The following is a 19,062-nucleotide window of genomic DNA, read 5'->3' on the forward strand; positions in this document are numbered from 1 at the left end:
ATGAAGAAAGAATTTGCTGTTATTGGATTAGGGCGGTTTGGAGGCAGCATCTGCAGAACACTCGTTGAAGAAGGCGTCGAGGTAATGGCTATCGATATGGACGAAAGCAAAGTCAATGAATTTGCTAGTATTGCCTCCCATGCAGTTATCGGAAATGCAACGAACGAATCCGTATTAAAAAATCTTGGAATCCGTAACTTTGACCACGTCATTGTAGCAATCGGTGAGGATATTCAAGCTAGCATATTAACGACACTTATGCTAAAGGAATTGGGTGTCAACAAAATTACAGTCAAAGCACAAAATGATTACCATGAAAAGGTACTCTCAAAAATCGGTGCCGATTTCATCGTCCACCCGGAAAGGGATATGGGAAAACGGATCGCACATAAAATTGTTTCAAGCAGTGTATTAGATTATCTAGAGCTATCAGATGAACATAGCATCGTCGAAATTGTTGCAAACGAAAAATTGCACGGGAATACGCTGATTGATCTTGATATAAGAGCAAATTATGGTATCAACATTGTTGCGATTAAACGAGAAAAGGAAGTAATCGTTTCTCCTATGGCGGCTGAAGTAATCCAAAATGGAGACATCTTAATTGTCATAGGCTCTGATGAAGACCTAAACAGATTTGAAAAAAAGATGCTGCAACAGATAAGATAACTTTAATTTTTAACTAATTACATGAAAAAATGAGACTTTAGTCCTTTTTTTCTAATCGAACAAGTGTTCTGAATAGAGACATGATATACTATAAGCAAGCATTTGCATTATTCGTTCTATGGGTGGTCGGCTAACCCTTTGCAAAGGGGGTGATGCCTAGTGACAGTATTCGAGAGTTTAACGATTGCAATTTCTTTTGCGACGCTTCTCATTGCTGTTCTTTCATTTCACGATAAAAAATAGACCTCCCTTGTCCGGAAAATGAGGGAGAGGTCTATTGATTTGGATGGCCGATCCCGTCATTAGGACAAGATGCAAATGCCGCCGCAAGTGCCCCAGCGCTTGCGGTTTTCTTATTTTTTTTATGATTCTTAATAGTATTCTATCTTAATCTTATCATAAATTATTCTTATTATCACATGAATATGGCAATTGGCATATTTTTTCTCCTTTTTTATTGACGAAAAACTTGAAGTTGGGTAACCTAGATAAAATTACATAAAGAACGGGGGAACCTAATTGAATAAAGAGTCACTCAAACACCGAATAAAAGCTGCTTCACACGCTGAAATAGCAGATCTCGTTATTAAAAACGGCAAAATTTTGGATGTTTTTAACTTGGAATGGATGGATACAGACATAGCTGTCACAGATGGAATCATTGTCGGCTTAGGAACATTTGAAGGAAGAGAAGTCATCGATGCAGGCGGGCAAAAGGTGGTACCGGGATTTATTGACGGGCATGTTCATATTGAATCTTCTATGGTAACACCTCTTGAATACAGTAAAGCAGTTTTGCCACATGGGGTCACGACTGTTATTACGGATCCGCATGAAATCGCAAATGTTTCAGGAGAAGCAGGTATTCGGTTTATGATGGAAGAAGCAGAACGAGCTCCCGTCTCTATTTTTTTCATGCTGCCATCTAGTGTGCCGGCGACAAAATTTGAGGCTTCCGGGGCACGTCTGACCGCTGATAAACTTTCCCCGTTTTATTCATCATCCGCTCGGGTGCTTGGGCTTGCAGAAGTCATGGATTATGTATCTGTTAAGGAATGTGATGATGACATGATCACGAAGCTGGCAGACGCGCAAGGCTCGGGTAAAAAAATAGACGGCCATATGGCTGGGCTTCCGCCTGAGCTTGTAAATATTTACCGGACGGCCTCCGTTACAACCGATCATGAAGTCACTACTGCGGAAGAAGCACTAGAACGAATCAAAAGAGGGATGTACGTCATGCTTAGGGAAGGATCAGTTGCAAAAAACCTGAAGCAGGTTCTCCCTGCTGTTACAGCGAAAAACGCGAGAAGGTTCTTTTACTGCACCGACGATAAGCATTTAGATGAAATAATGATCGAAGGGAGCGTCGATCATCAAATCAGGCTCTCGATTAAAGAAGGATTAGACCCTTTGATTGCATACCAAATGGCGTCGCTCAATGCGGCAGAGTGCTACGGACTATCTGCCAAAGGTGCAGTTGCTCCGGGCTATGATGCGGATTTTGTTTTTTTATCTGATGTGGAGAATGTTACTATTGAACGGACGTTCGTAAAGGGTATAGAAGCAGAGACAGCAGCAGGTGGTAGAGAGCCTGTCGAAATTCCCGAAAGGCTGCTTAATACGGTCAAGACTCCTTCACTCTTATCTGAAGACCTTGAGATTCACTTAAAAAATGATCAACCGATGAAAGTGATTGAAGTCATACCGAACCATTTAGAAACAAAATTGCTTACTGAAGAACCAAGTATTCAAAATGGTCTTTTTCAAGCTGACACAAGCCGTGATCTCTTAAAAATAGCGACGATTGAGCGGCATTCTTCTGAAAAAGAAGTCGGTCTCGGAATTGTAAAGGGATTTGGTTTGAAAAAAGGTGCGATAGCGGCGACCATCTCTCACGACTCCCATCACTTCATTTCTGTTGGGACAAACAATCAGGATATGTTACATGCGCTCAGTGTGTTGAAAAGCACCGGCGGGGGAATTACGGTTTGCTTAGATGGGATGGAAGTACAGACGCTCGCATTGCCTATTTCCGGGTTGTTGTCAGATCAGCCTGCAGATGCAGTAAGCAAGCAATTGGAGCTATTGAATGTGTCATTGCGCAAGCTCGGTTTCAACGGAAATTATAATCCTTTTTTAACGCTATCATTTTTGGCGCTTCCGGTCATTCCGGAAATAAAAATGACCTCAAAGGGATTATTTGACGTGAGGCAGTTTCGATTTGTGCCAGTTCAGTAAAATGAAATGAAAAAAAACTTATTTCCAAAGAGGAAATAAGTTTTTTTAGTTAGACTTCCATAATAATCGGAAGGATCATTGGACGGCGCTTTGTTTTTTCATAAAGGAATGGTGCAAGTGTGTCCGTAATTTCGTTTTTAATTTCGGACCATTGGCTTGTTTTTCGTTCCATCACTTTTTGCAGATGGGAAGAAATTAGCTCTTGGGCATCATTAATTAAATCGCCGGATTCTCTCATGTAAACAAAGCCTCTTGAGATTAAATCGGGGCCGGCAGATATTTTGAATTCCTTCATGTTCATGCTGACGACAACGATGACTAAACCTTCTTCGGACAGAATTCTACGGTCTCTTAAAACGATATTGCCGATATCGCCAATCCCGCTGCCGTCAATATAGACAGAGCCTGAAGGGATTTTTCCGCTGACAGATGCCTCATCGCTGTTAAGCGCCAAAACCTCGCCATTATCCATAATAAAGGTGTTTTCTTCAGCAATTCCACAATCGGTTGCGAGCTTCATGTGCATTTTCTGCATTCTGTATTCACCATGAATCGGAACGAAGAATTTCGGTTTCATCAAGCGCAGCATGAGCTTTTGTTCTTCTTGCCCGCCGTGGCCCGAAGTATGAATATTATTCAATGAGCCGTGAATAACCTCAGCTCCTGCCCGATACAACTGATTTATCGTCCGGCTGACACTAATTGTGTTTCCCGGGATAGGCGATGAAGAAAATACTACAGTATCTCCAGGAATAATTGAAATCTGTCTATGAGTTCCGTTTGCGATTCTTGAAAGGGCAGCCATAGGCTCTCCCTGGCTTCCTGTACATAGGATCGTTACACGATTTGCCGGAAGTCGATTAATTTCATTAGCTTCAATGAACGTATTTTTTGGGCATTTGATATAGCCCAGGGTTTGGCCGATTTCGATAGCCGACTCCATGCTTCGTCCAAATACTGCGACTTTTCTCCCCTTCGATACAGCAGCTTCAATGACCTGTTGAAGTCGATGGATATTGGAAGCAAATGTCGCAAATATAATACGCCCGTCCACTTTTCGGAAAATGTCGTGGATGCTTTCTCCCACTCGGCGTTCTGACATCGTAAAATCAGGAACCTCACTGTTTGTACTGTCAGATAATAGACAAAGGACGCCTTCTTTTCCGATCTCAGCCATTTTCGTCAAGTTAGCAGGTTCGCCTACTGGAGTAAAATCAAATTTGAAATCTCCTGTATGAACTACGTTCCCCGGCGGCGTTTTTACAACGATGCCGTAAGAATCGGGAATACTGTGGGTAGTTCGGAAAAAAGAAACAGAGGTTTTTCTGAACTTTACAATATCATCCTCGGAAATGATATGTAGCTTTGTCTGACGAAGCAAGCCGTGCTCTTCGAGTTTGTTGCGCAGCAGGCCGATTGCAAGCTTGCCGCCGTAAATCGGAATATTAACCTGCCTTAGCAAGTAAGGTATCCCTCCGATGTGATCCTCATGTCCGTGGGTAATAAAGAGACCCTTAATTTTGTCTTCATTCTTAACTAAATACGTATAATCTGGAATGACATAGTCAATCCCAAGAAGCTCGTCTTCAGGAAACTTAATTCCCGCATCAATCAAGATAATTTCATCCTGAAACTGAACTCCATACGTATTTTTGCCGATTTCTCCCAATCCTCCGAGAGCAAATACAGCTGTCTGATCATTTTTTACAAATTTCATTCCTGTCATAACTCCAATACTTTAAAATTTTCATTTTTTCTTTCATATTCTAAAAACGCTCCTTCAACCTTTTGAATAAATTCAATGTTGTAGTTGCGGCTTTTTAACAATCTTCTTACTTCACGTTCAGTAGAAGCTTCGATGTACACAGAATCTGTATTTTCACGTACAGGTACTTCGTCAGCTCTTTTTTGAAAAAACACCTTATAAATCATTCATATCTCTCCTAACTGCCGATTGTTCAATTGGTTCTCTCTATTATATTCGAAAACAAATGATAAAGAAAGCCGAGTGAAAAAAAAGGACCCTTTGAATCGGAGAAGGGCCCCTTTTAAGCAATTGATTTTCTTCTTAACATATCGTTCCATTGCCTTTTTAATTTTTTTCGCAGTTTTTTTAACATGTAAATGTCCTCCTTTCTTAAGCTCTCCCTAACTTTCACTAGCATGTCCGTTCTGCTTGCCTAAAGCCGGATATGAATGGAAATGAGAGAAGGAGCTATAGAAACCTCTGACATGGAATTTTGTCTTTAATTAAAGTATATGATGAATCGCCTAATTGTTACATGGTTAATAATGGATATTCCGTGAAAATGATTCAAAAATAATATAAAATGAGTCTCAAGTCCCGCTGCATTTGAAAAGCCAGCTTCAAGGAAGCCGGCTTGTTAACTGCTTTTTGTATTTTGCTTTTTTTACTTGCTGCAAGTCGTTGCGATCAGGCAAAAAAACTAGAGGGTGTCAAGCTGTAGCGGGTTCAGAACTTATCTTTCAATCTGAACTGCGTCATCAGGCTCATGGAAGGGATTTTCCTGATTGATATGGTCATAGAACATGACACCGTTTAAATGGTCGATTTCGTGCTGGAATATGATGGCCGGAAATCCTTTCAGCCTGATATCTACCTGCTCGCCTTCCAGTGATGTGCCCTTTACTCTGATTCTTGTATATCTTGGTACGTAGCCCGGTATTGGCTTGTCCACTGAGAGACAGCCTTCACCCGAAGCCAAATAACTTTTTTCCACAGAATGGCTGACGATTTTTGGATTGATTAAGGCATAGTCATATACTTTTCCATCTGTGTCCTCCGCGTAAACGGCTATCATCCGTTTGTTTACATTAATTTGCGGAGCTGCAAGACCGACGCCTGCACGAAGTCCGTACTTTTCAGCAGTCTCCTTATCTTGGCTGTTTTTTAAGAATTGAGCCATTTTAATTAATATTTCTTTATCCTCTTCGCCGATAGGAAGCTCCACTTCTTTTGCAACAGTACGCAAAGAAAGGTGACCATCACGAACGATATCATCCATAGTAATCAACAAATTCACTCCTAAGCTTTACTCTATATTGTGATTCCCGCAATAAAAAAATGAAAAAAACATTTGTTTCTTTATATGTAAATTATACGGGTGTCCTTTATGTCATGCAATAAAATTGATGAGGCCAGCCTTTTTAGGTTGATAGGCTGGCCGGTTGAAATGGGTTTAGTACTGTCCCAAATAAGCAGCTCCGACAATAATTAACAGGATGAATAGAACAACGATTAACGCAAATGTGCGGCCGTAACCGTAACCGTACCCATAACCTGGATAGCATCCTCCATACATAAAAAAGACCTCCTTTTTTTACGCAGCCTATTTGCAAGTAGGCATAGCGTCTACTATAACCTATGTAAAAGCGGATAAGATGTATGGTCTAATGCCCACGTAGTGAAAAATTTCCCGTTCTAAATAATTCGACAATCCCATAAACTTTTTGCGATATGCAGCTGAAAGAATTCAACGGTTGTCAAACGTAAAAATAAATTTTATAGTTGAATTTGTCAGGATAGGGGGAGATTTGTTTGAATTTGACTGTAAGACATCTTTCTGCCGGGTTGCTGTCTGTATGCATTTCCGGGGTGTTTTTAGCCGGCTGCTTTGGAAAAAGCCCTGAAGAAAACGTCAAAGGAAGCCTGGAAAACGTCGTTAAAATCGAAGAGAACTTTAAAAATGAGCAAAAACCGCTAAAAGATCTTGAAACAAATGAGCATAAATTGTTTGAAGAAATGATGCGACTCAGCATGGATGACTTCGAAAAAATTGTTTCTTTATCTCAGGATGCTTTGAAAAATGTAGATGAGCGGGAAAAACGCATGAAAAGTGAAAGAGAAAGCATTTTGAAAGCAAAAGAGGAATTTGATTCGGCAAAGGAATCCGCTTCGAAGATTCGAGACGAAAAAATAAAAGAAAAAGCAGAATTGGCAGGGGCATATATGGAAAAACGATACGGAGCGTATGAGAATTTGTATAAAGAATACTTAAATGCCGCCAGCCTCGACAAACAACTGTATACCCTTACCCAAGATAAAAATGCAACAATTGAAGATTTGGAAAAGCAAATTGATAAAATCAACAAATCCTATGAAGATGTGATTAAAGAGAGCGAAATGTTTAATCAATACACGGATCAGTATAATGAAGCCAAAAAGGAATTTTATCAAACAGCGGGTTTTAAAGAAGAGAAAAAGGAAGGCTGATCAAACAGTCTTTTTTTCTGTATTCATTTAAGTGATACAGAACCTATTTTTATACTATAACAGATTATTCAGTTTTCCTGATTGTAAAAAAATGAAAACACTTCCGGTGAATGAAAACGCATAAAAATCTTAATGTAAAGGAATTGACTCACATTCTTAATTTGGTGTAAACTTAGCGTGAAGATGTGAGTTGTATTACTCAAATTTTAATCATGAATAGTACAGATTCACATAAGCGGACGGAATCTGCCTATAGAAGATGTCTAGATGACTTCTCTTAAGGCAGCTAATATTATTTTATGAGTCGTAAATGCGTATTCAGGGTATTCTATATACGCATATAAAATGGTACCCGTCAAATTAACTGGCTAAAAGAAAGGAAGAGGTGACTTTAGTATGGCTGCAAAAACGAAAAATCAAGTTGTTGACAGCAAGAAGCAATTTGATGCCATCAAAAAGCAGTTTGAAACGTTTCAAATTTTAAATGAAAAAGGCGAAGTGGTTAACGAAGCTGCAATGCCTGATTTATCAAATGATGAATTAAGAGAATTAATGCGCCGTATGGTGTATACACGTATTTTGGATCAGAGGTCGATCTCTTTAAACCGCCAAGGACGTCTTGGATTCTATGCCCCTACGGCTGGTCAAGAAGCATCTCAAATCGCTTCTCATTATGCCCTTGAAAAAGAAGATTTCGTTCTTCCAGGGTATCGTGATGTACCTCAATTGATTTGGCACGGACTTCCGCTTTATCAAGCATTTTTATTCTCCAGAGGACATTTCAGAGGAAACCAAATGCCTGATGACGTGAATGCACTGTCACCACAAATCATCATTGGAGCACAATTTGTGCAAACTGCAGGAGTTGCTCTCGGAATTAAAAAGCGCGGTAAAAAATCTGTCGCTATCACATATACAGGAGACGGCGGAGCCTCTCAAGGCGATTTCTATGAAGGAATTAACTTTGCCGGCGCATATAAAGCTCCTGCGATTTTTGTCGTGCAAAATAACCGCTATGCGATTTCAACACCGGTTGAAAAACAATCGGCTGCAGAAACAATTGCCCAAAAAGCGGCAGCTGCTGGAATTACAGGCGTTCAAGTTGACGGAATGGATCCTCTTGCTGTTTATGCCGCAACTCGTGAAGCTCGTGAGCGTGCAGTTAACGGAGATGGCCCTTCATTAATTGAAACATTGTGCTTCCGTTACGGCCCTCATACAATGGCGGGTGACGATCCAACGAAATACCGCACGAAGGAAATCGAAAACGAATGGGAAGCGAAAGATCCATTGGTTCGGTTCCGCAAGTTCTTAGAAAGCAAGGATCTATGGACTGAGGAAGATGAAAATAAAGTAATTGATGCAGCAAAAGAAGAAATCAAAGAAGCGATTAAAAAGGCTGACGCAGAGCCGAAACAAAAAGTTACTGATTTGATTTCTAATATGTACGAGGAGCTTCCAGTAAACCTCGTAGAACAAATGGAAATTTATAAAGAGAAGGAGTCGAAGTAAGCCATGGCGCAAATGACTATGATTCAGGCAATCACTGATGCGTTACGCACAGAACTGAAAAATGACGAAAACGTTCTAGTTTTTGGAGAAGATGTCGGTTTAAACGGCGGCGTTTTCCGTGCGACAGAAGGATTGCAAAAAGAATTTGGCGAAGACCGCGTATTTGACACGCCGCTTGCTGAATCTGGTATCGGCGGCCTTGCTTTAGGTCTTGGCTTGCAAGACTTTCGTCCGGTAATGGAAATTCAGTTCTTTGGATTTGTATATGAAGTAATGGATTCAATCTCCGGCCAAATGGCAAGAATGCGATATCGTTCCGGAGGTCGCTGGAATTCTCCTGTGACCATTCGCTCTCCATTCGGAGGAGGGGTGCATACGCCGGAACTTCACGCGGACAGCTTGGAAGGCCTTATGGCACAGCAGCCGGGTGTGAAGGTTGTTATTCCTTCATCTCCTTACGATGCGAAAGGGCTTTTGATCGCTTCTATTCGCGACAATGATCCAGTTGTATTTCTTGAGCACATGAAGCTTTATCGTTCATTCCGCCAAGAGGTGCCTGAAGAAGAATATACAATTGAAATTGGAAAAGCAGAAGTAAAACGTGAAGGTTCTGACCTTTCAATTATTACTTACGGTGCGATGGTTCATGAATCATTAAAAGCGGCTGAAGAGCTCGAAAAAGAAGGGCATTCAGTAGAAGTGGTTGACTTGCGCACTGTCAGCCCGCTTGATATTGAAACAATTATCGCTTCTGTTGAAAAAACAGGACGCGCGGTCGTTGTTCAGGAAGCGCAAAAACAAGCTGGGATCGCGTCTAACGTAGTAGCAGAGATCAATGATCGGGCAATCTTAAGCCTTGAAGCTCCTGTATTGCGCGTAACTGCGCCTGATACTGTATTTGCTTTCTCTCAAGCAGAGAGTGTATGGCTTCCAAACCATAAAGATGTCATTGAAACAGCTAAAAAAGTATTAGAGTTTTAATGCAGCTTTAGGACAGAAAAAAAAGAAAATCAGAAACGATTTGTTTCTGATTCTTCTTTTCTTAAGTCTTAGGCGTATACCGTCCTTACACTTACAACTATATTTTATTAGGAGGTCGTAAATAGTGGCATTTGAATTTAAGCTTCCGGATATCGGTGAAGGTATTCACGAAGGTGAAATTGTAAAATGGTTCGTAAAACCAAACGATGAGATCGAAGAGGATGACGTACTTGCAGAAGTCCAAAATGACAAAGCAGTGGTAGAAATCCCTTCACCTGTAAAAGGAAAAGTATTAGAATTAAAAGTTGACGAGGGAACTGTAGCAACTGTTGGACAAACCATCATTACCCTCGATGCTCCGGGCTACGAAGATCTTCAATTTAAAGGCAGTGATTCTGACGATAGCTCAAAAACAGAAGAGCAGGTTCAATCAACTGCTGAAGCGGGTCAGGACGTTGAGAAAAAAGACGCGCCAGCTGATAAGCCTGAAGGTGCTACAGGAGCAGGAAACCAAGCGCAGGCAGATGACACAGGTTCTGATAAACGTGTGATCGCAATGCCATCTGTTCGGAAATTCGCACGTGAAAAAAATGTGAATATCGGGCAGGTTAATGGTTCCGGAAAAAATGGCCGTGTATTGAAAGAAGATATTGAAAGCTTCTTAAATGGCGGCAGCCAGCAGGCTGAAGCTCCAGCTGAAGAAACTAAGGAAGCAGCACCAGAACAAAAATCTGCTCCGGTTGTGTCTGAAGGCGAACTACCTGAATCCCGTGAGAAAATGAGTGGAATTCGCAAAGCAATTGCTAAAGCGATGGTAAATTCCAAACATACAGCTCCTCACGTGACGTTAATGGATGAAGTAGATGTTACGAAGCTTGTGGCGCATCGCAAACAGTTTAAACAAGTTGCAGCTGATCAAGGTATTAAGCTTACTTATCTGCCTTATGTGGTAAAAGCTCTTACATCAGCTCTTAAAAAATTCCCTGTACTAAATACATCTTTAGATGATAAAACAGACGAAATCGTACAGAAGCATTACTTTAATATCGGAATTGCAGCAGATACTGAAAAAGGTCTTTTGGTTCCAGTTGTTAAAAATGCAGATCGCAAATCTGTATTTGAAATCTCAGATGAAATTAACAGCCTTGCTGTAAAAGCACGTGATGGAAAGCTTGCACCAGCTGAAATGAAAGGTGCTTCATGCACAATTTCAAATATCGGATCTGCAGGCGGCCAATGGTTTACACCTGTCATTAACCATCCTGAAGTTGCGATTCTTGGAATTGGCCGTATTGCTGAAAAAGCAATCGTCCGTGACGGAGAAATTGTCGCAGCACCAGTATTGGCAATCTCTCTAAGCTTTGACCACCGTATGATTGACGGTGCGACTGCTCAAAACGCTCTTAACCATATCAAGCGTTTGCTTAATGACCCACAATTAATATTAATGGAGGCGTAATTAAATGGTAGTTGGAGATTTTCCGATCGAGACAGATACTATAGTTATTGGTGCGGGTCCTGGCGGCTATGTGGCTGCGATCCGTGCCGCTCAGCTAGGACAAAAAGTGACGATTGTTGAGAAAGGCACTTTGGGCGGAGTTTGTCTAAACGTTGGCTGTATCCCTTCAAAAGCTCTAATCTCTGCAGGACACCGTTATCACGATGCCCAGCATTCTGATGACATGGGAATTTCAGCTGAGAATGTAAAAGTTGACTTTTCAAAGGTTCAAGAGTGGAAGGGTTCTGTTGTTAACAAGCTTACTAGCGGCGTGCAAGGGCTGCTTAAAGGCAATAAGGTTGAAATCGTCAGCGGTGAAGCGTATTTCGTCGACAGCAATAATTTAAAGGTCATGGATGATAAATCTTCTCAAACGTATACATTCAAAAATGCCATTATCGCAACCGGATCTCGCCCGATCGAGCTTCCGACCTTTAAATACTCTGAGCGCGTAATTAATTCTACCGGGGCATTGGCTTTAAAAGAAATTCCGAAAAAACTTGTTGTTATCGGCGGAGGCTACGTTGGCACCGAGCTTGGTACTGCTTATGCGAACTTCGGTACAGAGGTTACGATTTTAGAAGGTGCAGATGAGATTCTGCCAGGTTTTGAAAAGCAAATGAGCTCACTTGTCAAACGTAACCTTAAGAAAAAAGGCAACGTCGATATCCATACGAAGGCTTTCGCAAAAGGCGTTGAAGAAACGGAAAGCGGAGTAAAAGTATCCTTCGAAGTGAATGGCGAAGAAAAAACGGTTGAAGCAGATTATGTGCTTGTCACTGTGGGACGCCGCCCGAATACTGATGAGCTTGGTTTAGAGCAAGTCGGTGTTGAATTAACAGAAAAAGGCATCGTCAAAACAGATAAGCAGCTGCGCACAAGCGTTTCCAATATTTTCGCAATCGGCGATATTGTAGAAGGACCGCCTCTTGCCCATAAAGCATCTTATGAAGGAAAAATTGCTGCAGAAGCGATTGCAGGTGAGGCTGCAGAAATTGATTACTTAGGAATCCCTGCGGTTGTCTTCTCTGAGCCTGAACTTGCTACAGTTGGTTATACTGAAGCACAGGCTAAAGAAGAAGGAATTGAAGTGAATGCTTCCAAATTCCCATTTGCTGCTAACGGCCGTGCGTTGTCACTTAACAGCACTGACGGCTTCTTAAAACTGATCACTCGTAAAGAAGACGGACTTGTCATTGGTGCACAGGTTGCTGGTGCAAGTGCATCAGATATGATTTCTGAGCTTGGTCTTGCAATTGAAGCCGGAATGACTGCTGAAGATATTGCAATGACGATTCATGCTCACCCGACATTGGGAGAGATTACTATGGAAGCTGCCGAAGTTGCAATCGGAATGCCTGTCCATATTGTAAAATAACGAAAAGACCCATTTTCATGGGTCTTTTTTCATTCACACACAAATATCTTGTGGCGCACATTTTAGCTCGTGAAAAAGTTTACTCCGCTGCTTCAAGAGCATCATAAAAACGGTTATAGATTTCATCTTTTTCATTTGCGCTTCCTTCTACCTTCTCTACAACTTTTTCATTATTAACGAGGATCAAGCACGGGATTGTATCCACTTCATTCTGCCATCCGTCGGTTTCTTTCAACACCTCCATATTTCCAATTTGATCTGGAAAGTGCTTCTTAAGGTCCAAAATTGCATCATAATAAACGACTTCTTCTTCTATATTTTTTTCATCGGAAAAAAATATCAGCTGCTCATTTTCTAATTCATCAATCTTGTCATTCTGTCTGGGTATCCCTTGAGTAATTGAGCAGCCGCCCAAAATAAATACGAGTGCGAACATGGTGAAAATTATACGGGCAGGCATCTATTCACCTCTTTATAAGATTTAAAATAAGTAATTAGAACGATGTGTCAATTGTAATGTCACCATTTTAGCATGCTGACAGAAATGCTAGAGCGATGTTATGTATTTGTTACAAAAATGAAAATCATACTTTATAAATGAAAAACAATGGACAAACTTAGGAAATATCTTTTTCGGTTTTCTATGGGGAGCATTCTGATTTTGAAAAAATAATTTTACCTATGACATAATGACAAATTATTGATATCATTCCTTATAATGACGATTCAATATCAATGGAGGTTTCAAAATTGAAGCATGTTTTTTTATTTGATCTTCTTGTCATTATTCATTACCGGATGCAATGCAGCCGAACCTCAGAGCAACGATACCCCCAAAGAAAAAATTGAAGTTCAATCAACTAAAAAAGAATCGAATGAAACGGAAAAAGCAAAGAGTAACAGGCGACTGCTACTAAAAAAGAGAAGGAATCAGGTAAAAAAAATCAAAAAAAGCATGAAAAAAAATATGTGGTAGATTCAAAGGATTACTCGATTCAGCCAATTAAAGGCACAGAGGCGGATTCGAAAATCGTCCTGCTTACGATTGATGATGCTCCAGATCAAAACGCTCTTGAAATGGCGAAAATATTAAAAAAAATGAATGCGCCGGCTGTCTTTTTTGTTAATGTCCATTTTTTATCAAGTGACGAAAGCAAAAAAGTGCTCAAGAATATCCATGAGATGGGTTTTGCAATCGGCAATCATACGATGACGCATAAAAATTTAAAATAGCTTTCCGAAAAAAAGCAAAAGGAAGAAATTATTGAGTTGAATGAACGAATCAAAAGCATCATCGGGGAAAAGCCGGCTTTTTTCAGGGCAGAATAGCAAAAAATTGGCTGCGGATGAAAAAATGATCTTCATGAATTGGACTTACGGATACGATTGGGAAAGCGATTATCAAACAGCTGATGCATTAGCTGATGTGATGACTAACAGCCCCTACCTTAAAGATGGGGCTAATCTATTGATGCATGACCGAATCTGGTCAAAAGATGCGCTTGAATCTATCGTAGCCGGGCTAAGAGATAATGGTTATCGTTTAGTTAATCCCAATGAAATAAAGTAAAACCGAAAATAGCAAGAAATACTTTCATGTCATATGGAATAAAATGAATTGATAAAACCATACATCCTATGTATGGGTTATTATTTCATAACACATTTATTTTAAATGTGTTATACGAAATTAGGTATTGACAGTATAAGTATAACATATTAATCTAATGATAAATTAATAAAACGCTTCCAAAAAAACATCGGATCGGGGGACTGAAGTTGGGAACGATTATTTGCAGCGATTGTAATGAAACCATTCAGTATTTTGATGACGAAAAAGTGACAGTTCTTTATGCCAGCAGCAAGAATTGCTTTTGCCATGTAGAAGAGGAAGACAGCGACAAAATATGAAGAATAACCGCCAGACCACATGTGGTCTGGCGGTTATTTCTCCTTAAAGAATAGCTTTTTGCTCTTTTATGACACGAATTTGCTGAAGTGTGTTGTCCTCAGGACCTTGAACAGGCAATCCAGCTTCTTGGTTTTTGTAAATATACGAAATGTTTTCCTCTGAAATGACTTCTCCTGGAATAAAAATAGGGATTCCCGGCGGATAAACCATTACAAATTCTGCGATAATCCTGCCGACGGCCTCTCTAAAAGGGATAACTTCCGTATTAGCGTAAAAAGCTTCACGCGGAGATAAAGCTAGAACCGGGATCTCAGGAAGGATAACGTCGGTGTGCGGCTGGCATTCAGATGATATGGAATGACGCGAGATCTCTGTTAAGGCATGAACGAGCGCGTCGCAATTTTCTTCGCTATCACCTGGAGTAACAATACATAAAATATTGTATAAATCAGAAAGCTCGACCTCAATATTGTACTCTCTCAATGCTCTTTCAACCTCATAGCCTGAAAGTCCCAAATCTTTAACAGAGATGATCAGCTTCGTTGGATCATAGCTGAAGGTTGCTCCGGAATGCACAATTTCTTTTCCGATACAGTTGATTCCGCTAATTTCATTTATTCTGCAGCGGGTTTTCTCAGCTAGCTTAATCGTTTCGCTGATCATTTTTTCACCTTCAATGGCAAGCTGCTTTCTTGCCGTATCCAATGAGGCAAGCAGCAAATAGGAAGTAGAGGTGGTGGTCAGCATGCTTAAAATCGTCTGTATACGATTTTTTGATACCAATCCTTCTCTAACATTTAATATAGAGCTTTGCGTCAGCGATCCTCCAAGCTTATGGACGCTCGTTGCCGCCATATCGGCCCCTGCCTGCATCGCAGAAAGAGGGAGCTCGTCATGGAAATGAATATGAACGCCATGTGCTTCATCAACTAGGACCGGAATCGAATAAGAATGTGCAAGCTTTACGATTTGACGTAAATCCGCTGCGATGCCAAAATAGGTCGGATTAATTACAAGAAGCCCTTTCGCATCAGGATGTTCTTGTAGTGCTTTTTTTACGCTTTCGGGAGTAATTCCGTGAGAGATACCCAGTTTCTTATCGATTTCCGGATGAATAAACACAGGTATTGCTCCTGAGAATACGATTGAAGACATGACAGATTTATGAACGTTCCGCGGAATAATGATTTTATCCCCCGGTCCGCAAACCGTCATCACCATCGTCATTATCGCGCCGCTTGTACCTTGGACTGAGAAAAAAGTATAATCAGCCCCAAAGGCTTCTGCAGCAAGGTCTTGAGCTTCTTTAATGATTCCTCTTGGCGCATGCAGGTCATCCAAGGGTTCAATATTAATTAAATCTATCGATAACGCATTTTCACCGATAAAGGATCTAAATGCAGGGTCCATTCCTTTTCCTTTTTTGTGCCCTGGTATATGGAATTGGTGCGGATTGGAATTTGCGTGTTTTAGCAGCCCGTCATACAAGGGCGTATCTTGTTGCGACAATTTATTTTCCCACCTTCATTTCTATGGAGAATTCGTTACATATTGTATGGTATCCCTTCAAATCAGCTGCGATTTAAATTAAGAATAGCCTTTATGTTTAGCTTTCGTTCATTTATCTGATTGTTAGGCGAACCGCCCCTAGCTTTTACGGGGAAGTATATCTCTATCTGTTCTTTCCTTTAAAGCGGGGTAAAACAAAAGAATTATATTATGTTCTTGTAAGAATGTAAAGATGATCGTATCATTTAAATGAAAAAGCATAATGGGGCAATGTAATATTCGCTAAAAAGGTGAAGTTTCATTCATTTATCCTGCTGTTTTTCGGAGGCTGTTAACACTGGCTTCTCCAGAATCCAAAGCGCAGGATAAAAAATGAGAAATAAAGAAACCTTATAATGTACAGCTGTAAAAGGAGTGAACTGAAATGGATTATTCCTATCCGATGAATTATGATTGGAAAACGGAAGAAACACTTGACGTAATCCAATTTTTCCAGTGCGTTGAACAGGCTTATGAAAAAGGGATAACTCGGGAAGCATTCATGGACGCATACAAAAAATTTAAAAAAATCGTCCCAAGCAAATCTGAAGAAAAAACACTATATAAGGAATTTGAACAATCAAGCGGCTATTCTTCTTACCATGTTGTAAAAAAGGCCATTGATGAAAGAGAAAATCGAATTCAGATGAATTAAAAACAAGCTGACAACATCAGCTTGTTTTTTGAATTTCTTTTTGCAGCAGGCGGTAAAGGTAAGAGACTTCCGTGAATGCTTCCTCAATCGCCGATAAAAATTCTCGGTTATTCATCTTCATGACATCTTCTTTTGGGATGGTAATGCCGCATAGCAGCTCCGCTTTTTTTATCGTTTGGAGCCTTTCCATCAAAGTTTTGAGCTGTTCGGATGACAATTCTCTGTGAGGGCTGGTATCCGGTTTCGTATGGTCAGCCGACCAGACGAAGTTTTCAGGAATGTGCTGTGATATATCCTGAAGGTGATCTTCAAATAAACCACCGTACTCTTTTTTAAGAGGAGATTCGTAAATCAGTGCAAACCAAACAAATACATGGGTTTTCCATAGCCCAATTTGGAAATGAGGAAGCTTTTTATATCCTCTTTTGCTATTCGAAAACGCCACCCAGCTGTCTTCTGGCGGGTTGACTGATCTTCTTGCGTGTTTTGCCACATGTACATACATTTCATCGTTTGTTAATCCTTGAAGGATAGGCGCAAAGTATTCCCCTAGATTTTCGAGCTTTGGCCGGACCGTTTCTTTCAGAACATCCATCCGGGCATCGAGGCCATCAATCTTAAATGTATCAAAGTCTTTTTTCGTGAATTTTAGCTGAGACATTGGTTACCTCCTTTTACAGGCATTATTGTAACACAACTTTTAATCATTATTTATGAGAGAAAACTTGTTGAGTTTATATTGTTAAAAATAGTGGTATATAAGAGATAGGTGAACACACAATTTTACGATTGGCGTTACAGTTGCAATTCGCATTCATAGAATATATAAAGAAATTGGATAATAAACATAAGGTTAATTCAGCAGTGTGCATGAGTCAAATCTCGGGAAGGGGCGAAAGGCATTGAAACAAATCGTCAAGCATGGCCAAAAAGAAATTAAAAGCAACCGTGTAGCCGTTTGGAGATTAGAGGTAGACTATGAGCTTGCCACACTTTTTGAAGCGTTACAGAAGCAGGATGAAGAGCAAATTGAATACAGCAAACGAAAACTTGAACGTTTAAGAAAAGAATGGATCAGGCTTAACGCATAAAGTGGAAAAAAAGCGAACCGGTTTTAAAGGGTTCGTTTTTCCTTGCAGCGGGTAATATGTGTATCGCTTGCATCCTGGGAGGTTTTATCAGTATCCTTATGTAAAGGAAAACGTAACATAGAAAAGAGGAAATCTGATGACAAATTGGCCTGAGATCTACCAATATGCACAACAAGCGATCAAAGAAGCAGGACAAAGAGTAAGAAATGCATTAAATAATGAATTAAAAATTGAAACAAAATCAAATCCAAACGATTTAGTTACGAATATTGACAAAGAGACCGAACTTTTTTTTATTGAAAAGATTCGCAAGGATTTTTCAACCCACTCCATTTTAGGTGAAGAAGGACAAGGAGATGAGCTGCAATCACTTGAGGGCATTGTCTGGATAATCGATCCGATTGATGGAACGGTGAATTTTGTCCATCAAAATCGTAATTTTGCTATCTCGATCGGTATACTGGAGAATGGAAAAGGGAAAATTGGTTTGGTATATGATGTGATATCGGACGAGCTTTACCATGCTGCGAGCGGACAGGGAGCATATATGAATGATACTCCATTGGATCCGCTAAAGCCTGTGTCGGTTGAAGAAACAATACTCGGCATCAATGCGACATGGATTACTGAAAACAGGCGAATCGATCCCGAAGTGCTTGCTCCGTTGGTAAAAAGGGTAAGGGGGACAAGGTCATATGGCTCCGCTGCTCTTGAGCTCGCGTATGTGGCTGCAGGCAGAATGGATGCTTACGTGACAATGAGGCTCTCGCCGTGGGATTTTGCCGGAGGGTGCATATTGCTCGATGAGGTTGGCGGAATTTATACAACAGTTGATGGCGAGGCGTTAAATTTTTTAAGTACGAATAGTGTTCTTGCCGGAAACCCGGCAGTACACCGAACCATTCTTGAAGAATACTTGGCGGAGAAAAAATAAAAAAGCTTGGCATACGCCGAGCTTTTACCAAGCTGTAATGACCCCCAACAAGGGGTAGGCATAGGGCTAAGTTCAGGCGTGATGAAATTTTCTTTTCGAAAACTTCCGCTGAATGGGTCTAAAATCAGTCTAATTCTCCCCGCTGCCGCATTTTTCGTTTTAACGTAAACCCGAATCCCATGACGAAAAAGAGCAGAACCAGGCTTCCGATAATACCGAGAGAGCTTTTCAGCCCCACGGCGACTCCACACATCATCATGCTCATGACAGCTGCGAGCGCTAACAATAATAATTTCCATTTGATTTGCTTCATAAAACCATCCCTTTTGCTTTTATAAGATAAGTTTACATAAAAACGTACATCTTTTAAAGTAGAGATATGATATAATATCAAAGGCTATTTAAAAAT

The 19,062-nt window shown here is 40.5% G+C and carries 22 protein-coding genes; 14 read left to right on the forward strand and 8 right to left on the reverse strand.

Going from position 1 to position 19,062, the window contains the following annotated elements; all coding sequences use genetic code 11:
- The 3 genes from AM592_RS04415 to ade all read left to right on the forward strand — a co-directional run bounded on the left by AM592_RS04415 (position 1) and on the right by ade (position 2,910).
- Entirely contained in the window at positions 1 to 669 is a 669-nt protein-coding gene (locus AM592_RS04415) for a potassium channel family protein (protein ID WP_053602662.1), read from the forward strand.
- Positions 670 to 828: 159 nt separating this feature from the next.
- A complete protein-coding gene (locus AM592_RS25305) occupies positions 829 to 912 on the forward strand; it encodes a putative holin-like toxin (protein WP_225970374.1) in 84 nt (27 codons plus the stop codon).
- 276 nt (positions 913 to 1,188) lie between these two features.
- Complete coding sequence (gene ade, locus AM592_RS04420; protein ID WP_053602663.1) at positions 1,189 to 2,910, forward strand: adenine deaminase; 1,722 nt, start codon at positions 1,189 to 1,191, stop codon at positions 2,908 to 2,910.
- A gap of 49 nt (positions 2,911 to 2,959) precedes the next feature.
- Here ade and rnjA read toward each other — a convergent pair whose 3' ends face one another.
- From rnjA to AM592_RS23100, 4 genes are all read right to left on the reverse strand, one after another.
- Complete coding sequence (gene rnjA / locus AM592_RS04425; protein ID WP_053605980.1) at positions 2,960 to 4,627, reverse strand: ribonuclease J1; 1,668 nt, start codon at positions 4,625 to 4,627, stop codon at positions 2,960 to 2,962.
- Between the two features lie 5 nt (positions 4,628 to 4,632).
- On the reverse strand, positions 4,633 to 4,842 hold the full coding sequence (locus AM592_RS04430) for a DNA-dependent RNA polymerase subunit epsilon (RefSeq protein WP_053602664.1): 210 nt from the start codon (positions 4,840 to 4,842) through the stop codon (positions 4,633 to 4,635).
- Between the two features lie 548 nt (positions 4,843 to 5,390).
- On the reverse strand, positions 5,391 to 5,945 hold the full coding sequence (def, locus tag AM592_RS04435; RefSeq protein ID WP_053602665.1) for a peptide deformylase: 555 nt from the start codon (positions 5,943 to 5,945) through the stop codon (positions 5,391 to 5,393).
- A 165-nt stretch (positions 5,946 to 6,110) separates the two neighbouring features.
- Positions 6,111 to 6,233, reverse strand: a complete 123-nt coding sequence (locus AM592_RS23100) for a YjcZ family sporulation protein (RefSeq protein WP_082363727.1) — start codon at positions 6,231 to 6,233, stop codon at positions 6,111 to 6,113.
- Between the two features lie 236 nt (positions 6,234 to 6,469).
- Here AM592_RS23100 and AM592_RS04440 point away from each other — a divergent pair, with 236 nt between their 5' ends.
- The 5 genes from AM592_RS04440 to lpdA all read left to right on the forward strand — a co-directional run bounded on the left by AM592_RS04440 (position 6,470) and on the right by lpdA (position 12,513).
- A complete protein-coding gene (locus AM592_RS04440) occupies positions 6,470 to 7,144 on the forward strand; it encodes a YkyA family protein (protein WP_053602666.1) in 675 nt (224 codons plus the stop codon).
- A 396-nt stretch (positions 7,145 to 7,540) separates the two neighbouring features.
- Entirely contained in the window at positions 7,541 to 8,656 is a 1,116-nt protein-coding gene (gene pdhA / locus AM592_RS04445) for a pyruvate dehydrogenase (acetyl-transferring) E1 component subunit alpha (RefSeq protein ID WP_053602667.1), read from the forward strand.
- Positions 8,657 to 8,659: 3 nt separating this feature from the next.
- The gene (locus tag AM592_RS04450) at positions 8,660 to 9,637 is read left to right on the forward strand and encodes an alpha-ketoacid dehydrogenase subunit beta (protein ID WP_053602668.1); all 978 of its coding nucleotides are present in this window, start codon (positions 8,660 to 8,662) and stop codon (positions 9,635 to 9,637) included.
- A gap of 124 nt (positions 9,638 to 9,761) precedes the next feature.
- The gene (locus AM592_RS04455; protein WP_053602669.1) at positions 9,762 to 11,096 is read left to right on the forward strand and encodes a dihydrolipoamide acetyltransferase family protein; all 1,335 of its coding nucleotides are present in this window, start codon (positions 9,762 to 9,764) and stop codon (positions 11,094 to 11,096) included.
- Between the two features lie 4 nt (positions 11,097 to 11,100).
- Entirely contained in the window at positions 11,101 to 12,513 is a 1,413-nt protein-coding gene (gene lpdA, locus AM592_RS04460) for a dihydrolipoyl dehydrogenase (protein ID WP_053602670.1), read from the forward strand.
- A gap of 79 nt (positions 12,514 to 12,592) precedes the next feature.
- On the opposite strand, the gene AM592_RS04465 is transcribed toward lpdA, so the two are convergent.
- On the reverse strand, positions 12,593 to 12,973 hold the full coding sequence (locus AM592_RS04465; protein ID WP_053602671.1) for a hypothetical protein: 381 nt from the start codon (positions 12,971 to 12,973) through the stop codon (positions 12,593 to 12,595).
- Positions 12,974 to 13,482: 509 nt separating this feature from the next.
- Here AM592_RS04465 and AM592_RS25095 point away from each other — a divergent pair.
- The 3 genes from AM592_RS25095 to AM592_RS23110 all read left to right on the forward strand — a co-directional run bounded on the left by AM592_RS25095 (position 13,483) and on the right by AM592_RS23110 (position 14,424).
- A complete protein-coding gene (locus AM592_RS25095) occupies positions 13,483 to 13,746 on the forward strand; it encodes a polysaccharide deacetylase family protein (protein WP_053602673.1) in 264 nt (87 codons plus the stop codon).
- Between the two features lie 40 nt (positions 13,747 to 13,786).
- On the forward strand, positions 13,787 to 14,083 hold the full coding sequence (locus AM592_RS25100; RefSeq protein WP_053602674.1) for a polysaccharide deacetylase family protein: 297 nt from the start codon (positions 13,787 to 13,789) through the stop codon (positions 14,081 to 14,083).
- Positions 14,084 to 14,292: 209 nt separating this feature from the next.
- Complete coding sequence (locus AM592_RS23110) at positions 14,293 to 14,424, forward strand: GapA-binding peptide SR1P (RefSeq protein ID WP_082363730.1); 132 nt, start codon at positions 14,293 to 14,295, stop codon at positions 14,422 to 14,424.
- 43 nt (positions 14,425 to 14,467) lie between these two features.
- On the opposite strand, the gene AM592_RS04485 is transcribed toward AM592_RS23110, so the two are convergent.
- Complete coding sequence (locus AM592_RS04485; RefSeq protein ID WP_053602675.1) at positions 14,468 to 15,934, reverse strand: aminotransferase class I/II-fold pyridoxal phosphate-dependent enzyme; 1,467 nt, start codon at positions 15,932 to 15,934, stop codon at positions 14,468 to 14,470.
- 424 nt (positions 15,935 to 16,358) lie between these two features.
- Between AM592_RS04485 and AM592_RS04490 the strand changes: the two genes are divergently transcribed.
- Positions 16,359 to 16,628: a UPF0223 family protein gene (locus AM592_RS04490; RefSeq protein ID WP_053602676.1), complete on the forward strand. Its 270-nt coding sequence runs from the start codon at positions 16,359 to 16,361 to the stop codon at positions 16,626 to 16,628.
- A 16-nt stretch (positions 16,629 to 16,644) separates the two neighbouring features.
- Here AM592_RS04490 and AM592_RS04495 read toward each other — a convergent pair whose 3' ends face one another.
- Positions 16,645 to 17,289, reverse strand: a complete 645-nt coding sequence (locus AM592_RS04495; protein WP_053602677.1) for a YktB family protein — start codon at positions 17,287 to 17,289, stop codon at positions 16,645 to 16,647.
- A 241-nt stretch (positions 17,290 to 17,530) separates the two neighbouring features.
- On the opposite strand from AM592_RS04495, the gene AM592_RS04500 reads away from it, so the two are divergent.
- Positions 17,531 to 17,719 (forward strand): hypothetical protein, encoded by a 189-nt coding sequence (locus AM592_RS04500; protein WP_053602678.1) that lies wholly within the window; start codon positions 17,531 to 17,533, stop codon positions 17,717 to 17,719.
- 136 nt (positions 17,720 to 17,855) lie between these two features.
- A complete protein-coding gene (locus AM592_RS04505; RefSeq protein WP_053602679.1) occupies positions 17,856 to 18,653 on the forward strand; it encodes an inositol monophosphatase family protein in 798 nt (265 codons plus the stop codon).
- A 124-nt stretch (positions 18,654 to 18,777) separates the two neighbouring features.
- Here AM592_RS04505 and AM592_RS04510 read toward each other — a convergent pair whose 3' ends face one another.
- Positions 18,778 to 18,966 carry a YlaF family protein gene (locus AM592_RS04510; protein WP_053602680.1) on the reverse strand — a complete coding sequence of 63 codons (189 nt, stop codon included), beginning with the start codon at positions 18,964 to 18,966 and terminating at the stop codon, positions 18,778 to 18,780.
- Positions 18,967 to 19,062: the final 96 nt, after the last annotated feature.

It is taken from the genome of Bacillus gobiensis (assembly GCF_001278705.1).
In the GTDB taxonomy this organism is placed as follows: domain Bacteria; phylum Bacillota; class Bacilli; order Bacillales; family Bacillaceae; genus Bacillus; species Bacillus gobiensis.

Coding starts and splice junctions, on each gene's coding strand:
- AM592_RS04430 (WP_053602664.1), bottom strand. CDS start 4,842: ATGATTTATAAGGTGTTTTTTCAAAAAAGAGCTGACGAAGTACCTGTA.
- AM592_RS04465 (WP_053602671.1), bottom strand. CDS start 12,973: ATGCCTGCCCGTATAATTTTCACCATGTTCGCACTCGTATTTATTTTG.
- AM592_RS04490 (WP_053602676.1), top strand. CDS start 16,359: ATGGATTATTCCTATCCGATGAATTATGATTGGAAAACGGAAGAAACA.
- AM592_RS25100 (WP_053602674.1), top strand. CDS start 13,787: ATGAACGAATCAAAAGCATCATCGGGGAAAAGCCGGCTTTTTTCAGGG.
- AM592_RS04495 (WP_053602677.1), bottom strand. CDS start 17,289: ATGTCTCAGCTAAAATTCACGAAAAAAGACTTTGATACATTTAAGATT.
- AM592_RS04415 (WP_053602662.1), top strand. CDS start 1: ATGAAGAAAGAATTTGCTGTTATTGGATTAGGGCGGTTTGGAGGCAGC.
- AM592_RS04505 (WP_053602679.1), top strand. CDS start 17,856: ATGACAAATTGGCCTGAGATCTACCAATATGCACAACAAGCGATCAAA.
- lpdA (WP_053602670.1), top strand. CDS start 11,101: ATGGTAGTTGGAGATTTTCCGATCGAGACAGATACTATAGTTATTGGT.
- AM592_RS23100 (WP_082363727.1), bottom strand. CDS start 6,233: ATGTATGGAGGATGCTATCCAGGTTATGGGTACGGTTACGGTTACGGC.
- AM592_RS04510 (WP_053602680.1), bottom strand. CDS start 18,966: ATGAAGCAAATCAAATGGAAATTATTATTGTTAGCGCTCGCAGCTGTC.
- pdhA (WP_053602667.1), top strand. CDS start 7,541: ATGGCTGCAAAAACGAAAAATCAAGTTGTTGACAGCAAGAAGCAATTT.
- AM592_RS04450 (WP_053602668.1), top strand. CDS start 8,660: ATGGCGCAAATGACTATGATTCAGGCAATCACTGATGCGTTACGCACA.
- rnjA (WP_053605980.1), bottom strand. CDS start 4,627: ATGAAATTTGTAAAAAATGATCAGACAGCTGTATTTGCTCTCGGAGGA.